6 protein-coding genes are annotated in these 12,134 nt (G+C 36.0%); 3 read left to right on the top strand and 3 right to left on the bottom strand.

The annotated features are described in order from the left end of the window. Window positions 1-78 precede the first annotated feature (78 nt). Entirely contained in the window at window positions 79-1,260 is a 1,182-nt protein-coding gene (locus DK508_RS03465) for an AIR synthase related protein (RefSeq protein WP_109299355.1), read from the top strand. 2 nt (window positions 1,261-1,262) lie between these two features. Here the strand turns inward: DK508_RS03465 and DK508_RS03460 are convergent, their stop codons facing one another. From DK508_RS03460 to DK508_RS03450, 3 genes are all read right to left on the bottom strand, one after another. Then, window positions 1,263-1,754 (bottom strand): peptide-methionine (S)-S-oxide reductase, encoded by a 492-nt coding sequence (locus DK508_RS03460; RefSeq protein ID WP_109299354.1) that lies wholly within the window; start codon window positions 1,752-1,754, stop codon window positions 1,263-1,265. A 70-nt stretch (window positions 1,755-1,824) separates the two neighbouring features. Further along, window positions 1,825-2,022 (bottom strand): hypothetical protein, encoded by a 198-nt coding sequence (locus DK508_RS03455; protein ID WP_109299353.1) that lies wholly within the window; start codon window positions 2,020-2,022, stop codon window positions 1,825-1,827. A 102-nt stretch (window positions 2,023-2,124) separates the two neighbouring features. Next, window positions 2,125-2,514: a hypothetical protein gene (locus tag DK508_RS03450; protein WP_109299352.1), complete on the bottom strand. Its 390-nt coding sequence runs from the start codon at window positions 2,512-2,514 to the stop codon at window positions 2,125-2,127. Between the two features lie 118 nt (window positions 2,515-2,632). On the opposite strand from DK508_RS03450, the gene prfA reads away from it, so the two are divergent. Together prfA and DK508_RS03440 are read left to right on the top strand one after the other, a co-directional pair. Further along, window positions 2,633-3,709: a peptide chain release factor 1 gene (gene prfA, locus DK508_RS03445; RefSeq protein ID WP_109299351.1), complete on the top strand. Its 1,077-nt coding sequence runs from the start codon at window positions 2,633-2,635 to the stop codon at window positions 3,707-3,709. A gap of 389 nt (window positions 3,710-4,098) precedes the next feature. Then, on the top strand, window positions 4,099-12,120 hold the full coding sequence (locus DK508_RS03440) for a PKD-like domain-containing protein (RefSeq protein ID WP_109299350.1): 8,022 nt from the start codon (window positions 4,099-4,101) through the stop codon (window positions 12,118-12,120). Window positions 12,121-12,134: the final 14 nt, after the last annotated feature.

Raw genomic sequence — 12,134 nt, 5'->3', positions numbered from 1 at the left:
TTGGAATTTGGAATTTTGTATTTTCAGTCTAGTCTTTGAACTAAATTGGATTATCTTTGCGCTTTAATTTTCAATCTAATGAGCCAAGAAGTAAGCAAACGTTATGCACAACGAGGGGTTTCAGCATCTAAAGAAGATGTGCATAGCGCAATAAAGAATATAGATAAAGGTCTTTTTCCGAAAGCATTTTGCAAAATTGTTCCGGATTATCTAACCAATGATGAGGAGTATTGTTTGATAATGCATGCAGATGGAGCGGGTACAAAATCTTCTTTGGCATATATGTATTGGAAAGAAACAGGTGACCTTTCGGTTTGGAAAGGTATTGCTCAAGATGCTTTAATCATGAATATCGATGATTTGTTATGCGTAGGAGCAACCGATAATATCATGTTATCTTCTACTATTGGTCGAAATAAAAACTTAATCCCAGGAGAAGTAATTTCTGCTATTATTAATGGTACCGAAGAGTTGTTGGAAGAACTTAAGAGCTTTGGGGTACAGATTCATTCTACAGGTGGTGAAACCGCAGATGTAGGTGACTTGGTAAGAACAATTATAGTGGATTCTACAGTTACCGCTCGTATGCAACGCAAAGATGTTATTGATAATGCGAACATACAGGCTGGAGACGTTATTGTAGGTTTAGCTTCTTTTGGTCAAGCTAGTTACGAAAAAGAATATAATGGCGGTATGGGAAGCAATGGCCTTACATCTGCTCGTCATGATGTATTTAATAAAATCCTAGCAGAAAAGTATCCAGAGAGTTTTGATCCTTCTGTTCCTTCAGATTTAGTATATTCGGGTAAAACAAAACTTACGGATAAGGTTGATAAATCTCCTATTGATGCTGGTAAATTAGTATTATCCCCAACCAGAACATATGCGCCTATAATTAAAAAAATATTGTCAAGTTTTGATAATGAAACTATTCATGGTATGGTGCATTGTAGTGGGGGTGCACAAACTAAGATCTTACATTTTATAGATAATTTACATATTGTAAAGGACAATTTATTTGATGTGCCGCCTTTGTTTAAATTGATACAAGAAAACTCTGGTACAGATTGGAAAGAGATGTATCAAGTATTTAATATGGGACATCGTATGGAGTTATATGTAGCTCCTGATGTGGCAGAAGAAATCATTTCTATTTCTAAAAGCTTTAATGTTGATGCGCAAATAGTGGGTAGAGTAGAAGCTTCTGAAGAAAAAGAATTAACTATCAAGAGTGAATTTGGTACATATACGTATCGCTAATACTATTTTAGTGATGTAGAGTATTTCTTTTTAAGAATTTCTATTTTGGGATGGATATATTTTTTACAGAATGGTTTTTCGGGATTCTTGTAAAAATAATTATGTAACTCTTCTCTAGAAGGAGAAAATTCTTTAAACGGTAGAGTTTGTGTAATTAGTGGTGCCTCAAAATTTTTCTGTTGCTCTTTTAGAATTTGCATGATATGCTCCTTAAGTGTATGATCAAAATAATAAATAGCACTTCTATATTTTTTTCTAAAACTATGATCGACAGTACTGTTGTGAGTATGTAGGTGTATTTCTATCAGGTCTTTTAAAAGTATTTTTTCTGCATCATAATGAACAATTACCGCTTCAGAAAAGCTTTGATGCTCTTCAATACTTTTTATATAACCTTGTTCTACCTGTACTACTCCTAGTAAAGATTGAAAAATAGCTTCTGTACACCAATGACAGCCGCCACCAAATCCTATTTTTTTAAAATTGCTTATCATGACTTAATAAGTCGTAAAAATATCTAAATCCAAAATAAAATCATGATAAACAATTTTTGAATATGAATTATTATGAATTTAATTCCTCACCTAATTTTTTAGTCTCAGCAGATGTGTCATCTTCTTTTTGTTCTACTTGTTCTATAATATGGTCATCATTAAATTTTCCATCTTTTTTGGGTAAAAAAACGGGTACTGGTATAAGTGCGGCCATGATGATAAGTAGTATTAAGGTAAACCGACGTAATGTTTTTTTGAATTTTTCCATTCTAAAGGTATAAGTAATGATGCTAAGTCTCTGTAAAGAGAGACAGCATTTTTTTAATAAAAGTTGTTAAACGTTACCTCTTAGAGGCATTGGGCATAGAAATCACCCAAGTAATGAATGGACGGAATCTTCTTCTGTAAAATGTACCTTGTTTTGAGAGATAAATACATCTTGGTATAGAGAAGGAATAAAACAAGTAGCAAATCTCTTGATTGTGTTCTTAGTTAACTCAGAGTGTCGCACAGATACAAATTTTAAAAATGTGATCTGTTTATTCTGAAGAGTACAGTGATCTGTTTTGTTTTGCGAAATATTTTGAAAACGAAAAGTACGTTGCTGTTCTTCTTTCGATGTAATAATGAGCTCGGTAGTATCGAGTTTTGCTTTTGGTGGAGTATAATTGGTATATCCTCCAAAACTGAATAAGGCTGCAATTATAAAGAACCATTTTATAACTGAAAGATGTTGGTATGTAGCCTTGTGATTTTTCATGTATTGTTCAAAAATACGATTTTTATAGCAGAAAAGAGTATTTAGATTAGTAAGAGGGTATAGGCTTTTGTACAAAAAAGCTTACTTTTGTATCTTCCACGTTTAGGATAGAAGTACTATGATTGATAAATTAAATATTGTAAAGCAACGATTTGATGAGGTTAGTGATCTAATCATACAACCTGATATTATTGCGGATCAAAAAAGATACATTAAGCTTAATAAAGAATATAAGGATCTTAGAGCTCTAATGGATGAGAGAGAGCGTTATATCGAGCTTACAAATAACCTTAAAGAAGCCGAAGAAATTATAGCAGATGGAAGTGATGCCGAAATGGTTGAAATGGCCAAAATGCAAATGGAAGAGGCAAAAGAAGAATTACCAGAATTAGAAGAGAAAATTAGATTCATGTTGGTTCCTAAGGATCCAGAAGATGCTAAAAACTGCGTTGTAGAAATCCGTGCAGGAACAGGTGGAGATGAAGCAAGTATTTTTGCAGGAGATTTATTTAGAATGTATACTAAATATTGCGAAGGCAAAGGATGGAGTGTAAGCGTTGTAGATTTAAATGAAGGTACTAGTGGTGGCTATAAAGAGATAATTTTTGAAGTAAATGGTGAAGATGCATATGGCACAATGAAGTTTGAAGCAGGGGTTCATCGAGTGCAACGTGTACCACAGACCGAAACTCAAGGCCGTGTACATACTAGTGCTGCCACGGTAATGGTATTACCCGAAGCCGAAGAGTTTGATGTAGAATTAGATATGACAGAAGTGAGGATCGAAAGAACGACTTCGACAGGTCCAGGAGGACAATCCGTAAATACTACCTATTCTGCTATTAAATTACATCATGAACCCACGGGAATGATTGTAAGTTGTCAAGATCAAAAATCTTCGCATAAAAACTTAGAAAAAGCATTAAAAGTATTGCGTTCTAGACTTTATGATTTGGAATTGGCTAAGAAACAAGCCGCAGATTCAGAAAAACGTAAGAGTATGGTTTCTTCGGGAGATCGATCTGCAAAGATTAGAACGTATAACTATCCACAAGGTAGGGTGACTGATCACCGTATAGGATTAACATTATACGATTTAGGAAATATTATAGATGGCGATATTCAAAAAATTATAGACGAACTTCAATTGGTAGAAAATACCGAAAAATTAAAAGAATCTAACGAGGTGTTCTAACCTTTATAATTCTTATTAATAATACAATTATAAGGCGTTTCAAATCTGAAACGCCTTTTTTATACAATATTCCCGGTTTCAGCAGGTTTTTTGAATAAACCCTAAAAGAGAAACATGAATGTTTAATAGCTGTAATTTCATTAAAACACCTTTTTTTACAGTGGCTTAAGTGTTAACAGTTATTAGTTTGCGGTAATGCCATATAGCTTATAATTTTAATTCCTTTAAATTTGATAACACTCTTTTTTTTAACAATTTATCGCTTGTTTCATCGATGATATATGTTTTTTATCGATAAAACTGTGTTTTTGAAATCAATAATTAAAGTGTTTGATCGTGTAACAAATTACTTTTATAGAATTATCCCATAGTAATAAGCAACTGTCAAAATGAACAAAACTTACACTGTTTTTCTTATCACGATATTGTCCTTTTTTTATGGGCAGGCACAACTTAGTAATGTACATTATTTACCGCCTTTAAAACAAGGGGGTAATAATCAAGCAATACGCCAGCAGGCATTCTATTTATCCACTCCAGAGACTACTGCTTTTGATGTCAATGTATTTCAAGGAACAAATGCTACTGCCGTTGCTACGCTTAATATTTCTAATACTTCTCCAGGTAAATATAACGTTGCAGATGGCGATAATAATATAACCTTAGTTACAAATACGAATACTGGTGTTGTTTTGAATAATAGTGGCTTACGTTTTGAGTCCGTAGGTGGCGAGAAGTTTTACGTAAACTATAGGGGAAGATCTAATTCGCAAGCCACATCATTAACGTCAAAAGGAAGGCAATCTATAGGTACCTTGTTTAAGTGGGGAGGTAGACCTAATTATGGTAATGGGCAGAATAGTCTTAATGCTACATTAGGAATTATGGCAACAGAGGATAATACTACAATAAATATTTTTGGGTATGGTACGGATTGTGAATTTCGATTACAAGGTGATAATGATGGAATTACAGATGATACTATATCTGTTCTATTAAATAAAGGACAAACATATGTTTTAGAAGCATGGCGAAATGCAACCATTGCGAATATAGATTGTTGGTTGGGAGCAACAATACAATCTAATAAAAAAATAGCCATTTCTAACGGGAATCTAAACGGAGCACCTAGAATAGGATCCAATAATAGAGACGCATTGATCGATCAACCTGTACCAGAAAATGTTTTAGGTCGAGAATATATTTTTATTCGTGGTAACGGAGTAAATGATATTGAGACTCCAATTATTATTGGTACACAAAATGGGACTGATATTTCTGTAGGAGGAACCGTTGTTGCTACTATTAATACGGGTGAATACTATGTTATTAATGGTAGTAATTATACACCGGCTTCAGTAGGAGGTAATATGTATGTAGAGGCAACCAAAGAGGTATATGCTTATCAACATTTATCTGGAGCTAGTGGAGCTTTTACTGGTGGTTTAAATTTTATAGCACCGGTAAATTGTTTATTACCTGATAATTTGAGTAATATCTCTAATATCAGAGACGTTGATGGTAGGAATTTTGATGGAGGAATTACTATAGTTGCCTCTACGGGTACAGTTAATGGTGATATAGAAGTTAGAGATGATACAGGGCTTGTTTCATTGGTTAATGAACAATCCGTAAATGGTACTCCAGATTGGAAAACATTTTATATTCCTGGTTTAACAGGTAATGTTTCTGTAAACTCAAAAGGCCCCATTGCCGTTGGTTTTTTGGGAGTAAGTGGTGCTGCAGGAATTGCAGGTTATTTTTCTGGATTTGATTCTGTTCCAGTGGTCGAATTAGATGTTACTGGTGGTGGATGTTTACCCGGTGCTGATGTTTTCGAGATTTCCGGAAATTTTGAGGCCTATCAATGGTTTCAGAATGGTGTAGAAATAGCAGGAGCCATTACTAGTGCTTTTACACCTACAGAACCAGGTGATTTTTTTGTTAGAGTAACCAAAGGAACTTGTACGTATAACTCTGCTATTTTATCTGTATATAATTGTGTTCCGGAAATTGTAATTTCAAAAACAGTAGATACTAGTCCTGTTATCGAAGGAGATACAGTTACTTTTACTGTTACTGTAGAAAGCCTTGGAGTGGATTCTGTAAGTAATTTGGTGATTAATGATGCGTTACCTCCAGAATTGTCCTTTATTAGTGGAACACCAAGTTTTGGTACTTGGACAGCTCCTGATTGGACCATTGGTGATATGTTTAGTGGAGAAGTTCATACGCTCACTATTCTTGCCTCGGTAAATGAAGTTGATGCAAATACTACCGTAACTAATACGATATCCAATACACAAACAGAGACTGAAGCAGATGCCTTACCAGATGACCCAACCGAGGATGTAGCAATAATTAATAACGAATTAGAAATTACTAAAGAAGATCGTTTGCCTCTAGATGGGAGTTATGATACCGTGGGAGAGGTGATTACTTATGATTTTGTGGTAACTAATACAGGTAGTCAAATTATCCCTAGTGTTACAATCGATGATCCAAATATTGACTCAGGAAGTTTAACCCCAGCATCAGTAACTAATCTAGGTATTGGAGCATCTGCAAACTTTACAGCAACTCATACTATTACTCAAGCAGATATCGAAGCCGATCAGGTAGTTAATACTGCAACGGCTCAGGGTACATTGGTTAATGGATTTGTAATATCTGATGTATCCGATGATTTACCAAATACCATCCCAAATGACAATGATCCAACTATAACACCAATAGAACAAAAAGGAGCATTGGTTTTAGAAAAAATTGCATTACCCGCACCAGATGGATTATATGATAATATGATTGGAGGATCACCAGCGGTAGAAACTATCACATATGAGTTTACAGTAATTAATACAGGAAATGTTAGTTTAAATAATATAACTATTACCGATACTAACATTGATGTAGGTAGTTTAACACCTACTTCTGTTGCAAACCTTCCTGCTGGTCAATCAACAACATTTACGGCAACACATACCATAGTAGCGCAAGATTTTACTAACGGAAACGTAACCAATTCGGCAACCGCTTTTGGCGAAGAACCGGTTGAGGGAACAGTAGTAAGCGATGTATCTGATGACCCCACAACTTTAGCTGTAAATGATGCAACTATTGTGTCAATCCCTCAAGTTGGTCAATTGGAGGTAACCAAAGTTGATGACGCGCCAACAAATGGACCTTATACAACTTTAGGAGAAACTATAACATATACAATTATAGCGACAAATGTCGGTAATGTGCCTTTAACTAATGTAAATGTTGTTGATCCAAATGCAGATACAATTACTTTAATGAGTACGACAGGAACAGATGATGGATTGGACGATGTAGTTGATCAATTAGATCCTGCATCAGTATCTCCTCCTTCGGCAGCTCAAACAGCTACTTTTATAGCAACTCATGTAATAACACAAGAAGACTTGGATGCAGCAGAAGTTATAAATACAGCAATTGTTGGTGGGCAAGATCCTGGTTTAGGTAGTATTACAGATGCGTCTGATGATCCTGATGATATTACTTCAAGTATAGATGATCCAACCGTAGTACCATTGGGTGTTACCCCATCATTGATTGTAACTAAAACAGTGGATGATGATAGCAATGTAATTGAGGGACAAACATTGACATATACCTATATTGTTACGAATAATGGAAATGTTACTTTTGATGATGTTAGTATTGCTGATGTACATTCGGGAACAGGAATTTTAACTCCATCATTACAAAGTACAACTGGAGTTGATGCAGATAATAGTGATAATCAAATTGACGAATTAGGACCAGGAGATACAGGTACTTGGACAGGTGCTTACGTGGTAACCCCAATAGATGTTACTAATCAAGCAGATATAACAAATACAGTTACTGCAACAGGAGCACCCAGAACAGGTAGTATTACAGATCCAACAGCGGATGAGGTGGTTTCTGTAAATCCAATTGAAACGATCTGCGGAGGTATAACTTTGGCTCACGATTTAACCGCAGATGTAGATCCAGCAGTTGTGAGTTTTAGTTGGTCGGCAGCGGCTAATCCCTTAGTTTCGGGTGAAACCACATCTAATTCAATAGATACTGAAATTACAGATACGTTACTAAATAGTACAACAACGGATCAAGTAGTCATATATACCATTGAAGGGTCTAATGCAGGAGGAACAGTTTTGGATACGTATACTTATACTGTTACAGTGCAACCTGTGCCTACGATTTTGAACACAAGTAGAACTTTAGAAATTTGCTCAGGAGATAGTTTGAACCAAAATTTAATAGGTGATGTGGATAATTTTAACAGTGATGTTACTTTTACTTGGTCTGCTGCAGAGAATACAAATGTAACTGGGGAAACTACTAGTGCGTCAAATGACGACAGAATACAGGATATGTTGACAAATATTTCAACTTCTCCTCAAGATGTTATTTATACAATAACTCCTAATGCAGATGTGAATGGCTGCGATGGTACTGTATATACGATAACTGTAACTGTAAATGCCTTACCTATTGCTGCTGCAATTACTGGTCCAACCGAGGTGTGTATAGGAAGTACAATGAACTTAATAGAGGGTACGGCCGGAACCATAGTTTGGAGTTCGTCTAATACAGGGGTGGCTACAATTAATGGTTCAGGAGTAGTTACCGGAGTAAGTGCTGGTACTAGTGATATCACATATACAATCGAAGATGCTAATGGATGTGTTTCTACTTCATCCGCTGCATATACAATAACTGTAAACGCATTGCCAATCGCTACATCTATTACCGGCCCTACTGAGGTATGTGTGGATAGCACTATAGATTTAACCGAAGGTACAGTTGGAACGATAGTTTGGAGTTCATCAGATACAGGAGTCGCTACAATAGATGGTTCAGGAATCGTTACGGGAGTTAGTGCAGGAACCACTGATATTACGTATACAGTTGAAGATGCTAATGGATGTGTTTCTCTATCATCTGTAGGATATACAGTTACCGTAAATGCGTTACCCATTGCTGCTGCGATTACAGGTCCAACGGAGGTCTGCGTCGATGGTACTATAGATTTAACCGAGGGGACTTCTGGAACGATAGTTTGGAGTTCATCAGATACAGGGGTTGCTACAATAGACGGTTCAGGAGTTGTTACTCCAGTAAGTGTAGGAACTACTGATATCACATATACGGTCGAAGATATTAATGGATGCGTCTCAGTTCCTTCTGCAATATATACAATTACTGTAAATGCATTGCCAGTTGCTACGACTATTACCGGTCCTACTGATGTATGTATTGGTAGTACTATAGATTTAACTGAAGGTACCTCTGGAACCATAGTTTGGAGTTCATCAGATATGGGAGTTGCTACTATTGATGGTTCAGGAATTGTAACTGGCGTAAGTGCAGGTACTACAAATATTACCTATACAATTGAGGATGCTAATGGATGTGTTTCTAATTCATCTGCAAATTATACAGTTACAGTAAATGCTTTACCTATCGCTGCCGCCATTACGGGCTTGGCTGAAGTATGTGTAGGTAGTACTATAGGTTTAACTGAAGGCACATCAGGAACCATAGTTTGGAGTTCATCAGATACGGGAGTTGCTACTATTGATGGTTCAGGAGTAGTTACTGGTGTAAGTTCGGGTACGACCGATATTACGTATACAGTTGAAGATACTAATGGATGTGTTTCTCTATCATCTGTAGGATATACAGTTACCGTAAATGCGTTACCCATTGCTGCTGCGATTATAGGTCCAACGGAGGTCTGTGTGGATAGCACTATAGATTTAACCGAAGGTACAGTTGGAACCATAGTTTGGAGTTCATCCGATACAGGAGTCGCTACAATAGATGGTTCAGGAATCGTTACGGGAGTTAGTGCAGGAACCACTGATATTACCTATACAATCGAAGATGCTAATGGATGTGTTTCTCTATCATCTGTAGGATATACAGTTACCGTAAATGCGTTACCCATTGCTGCTGCGATTACAGGTCCAACGGAGGTCTGTGTGGATAGTACTATAGATTTAACCGAGGGGACTGCTGGAACGATAGTTTGGAGTTCATCTGACGTGGGAGTCGCAACTATAGATAGCGCCGGAATTGTTTCTGGTATAAGTGCAGGTACTACTGATATTACATATACAATTGAGGATGGTAATGGATGTATTTCTTTGCCTTCTGCAGGATATACGGTCACAATAAATCCTTTACCAGTTGTTGTAAACTTACCAATTGATACAATTTGTAGTGATATAGCATTAAGTCATGATTTAACTACAGATGTAAACTTAACAGGAGGTAGTTTTAGTTGGTTAGCTACAGATAATTCAAATGTAACAGGAGAAACAACGACAGCTTCTACAACTACAAGTATTACAGATGTATTGATTAATACTACTGGATTAATACAAACAGTTGTCTATACGATTACTCCAACAAGTGTTGAAGGATGTGTTGGAAACGAGTATATATATACAGTCACCGTGCTGCCTCGAGCAGAACTGATGGTTTCTAAAACGGCATTACCTTCTGTAGATGGAACTTATGATACGTTGGGAGAAATAATTAATTATGAAATTAATATTCAAAACCCAAATGCTGTTGATATAAATAATATTATTGTAACAGATGATAATGCTGATTCAATAAGTACAACAAATATTCCGGTATTAGCAGGAAATTCTTCTATAACAATAACTGCTACTCATAACATTACACAACAGGATCTCGATAATGGAATTGTAACTAATGTGTTAACAGTCCAGGGAGTAGATCCTTGTGGAACCCCAGTGGCAGATGCATCAGATGATCCTAATACAACAACTCCTAATGATCCAACAATTGTAATGTTGAATCAGATTTCTGAAATGAATCTTATCAAGTCTGCAGATGTAGCACCAGATGGTTTATGGGACGAAGTTGGTGAAATAATTACGTATACCTTATCATTGACAAACACAGGAAATGTTACACTAACCAATGTATTGATTTCTGATAATAATGCAAATGTAGGTAGTGTAAATCCTAATAATGTGGCAATAATTTTACCAGGTGAAACAGTAACAATAACGGCTAGTCATACCATTACGCAATCAGATTTAAATGCAGGTAGTGTAATCAATACAGCTTCGGTAACCGCAGAAGATCCAAATGGGCAGCCCGTTTCGGATTTGTCTGATGATCCTAATAATTTAGATGATATTGATACAAATGGAAATGGAAATCCAGATGATGTAACAATTACAAGTACTCCGCAATTCGCATCATTAGATATAACAAAAGTAGTAGGGGATAGAACGTATACTGCTATTGGAGATGTTTTAGAATATACTTTTGAAATAACAAATACTAGTAATGTGACATTGTTTGATATTACAATTGATGATCCTATGGTAACTTTTGTAACCTCAAATTCAATAGTATCACTTTCTCCGGGTGCTTCATTTACGGTAAATGCAAACTATACCATAGTTGCACAAGATCTTACTAATGAGATTGTAGTAAATACAGCTATAGTAAATGCATTTTTACCAGATAGAACAACACCCATTTCAGAAGATTCTGATGACCCTAATGATCCTACAAATATAGATTTGGATGGTGATGGTGATTTTGATGATCCAACGATAAGCTTTTTGGATACAGATGGGGATGGTATACCGAATATAGAGGATTTTGATGATGATAATGATGGGATTACTGATGTAGAAGAACAGAATGGAGATCCTTTGTTGGATACAGATGGAGACGGTATCATTGATAGCTTGGATCTAGATGCAGATGGAGATGGAATCTATGATTATATCGAGGCAGGACATGGTGGTGTTGATTCTGATGGAGATGGAACCGTAGATGGTCCTTTTGGGGATGATGGAATCCCTAATGGGGTACAAGATAATCCAGATAGTGGCGAAGTAAATTATGACCCACAAGATACAGATGGTGATGGTATTGATGATTTTCAGGATATAGATGATGACAATGATGGTCTTTTAACCGAAGATGAGAATCCGGATCCAAATGGAGATATGGTTCCTAATGATGCATTTGATTCTGATGGGGATGGTGTTCCAGATTATTTAGAACCTAACAACTTTGATCCCAATGCCGAAGATGATATAGAAGTGTTTAATGCGGTGACTCCAAATGGTGATGGGGATCATGATGTGTTGACTATTGCTAATATTGAAAAATTCCCGGATAATGAATTGAATATATTTAATAGATGGGGAGTGTTGGTATATGAAGCTCGAGGGTATGGACAAAATGGCCAATATTTTAGAGGAGAATCTAATGGTAGGGCTACTTTTAATAAAGAAAAGCAATTACCTGTAGGGACTTACTTTTATATTCTTACGTATAAGAAAAACAATGATGAAACGGTAAAAAGGTCTGGTTATTTATACATCAATAGATAAAAAAAGAATTTATT

This window comes from Aquimarina sp. AU474 (assembly GCF_900312815.1).
In the GTDB taxonomy this organism is placed as follows: Bacteria; Bacteroidota; Bacteroidia; order Flavobacteriales; family Flavobacteriaceae; genus Aquimarina.
Note: the sequence above shows the minus strand (reverse complement) of the source record. Positions and strands in the feature narration are given on the sequence as shown.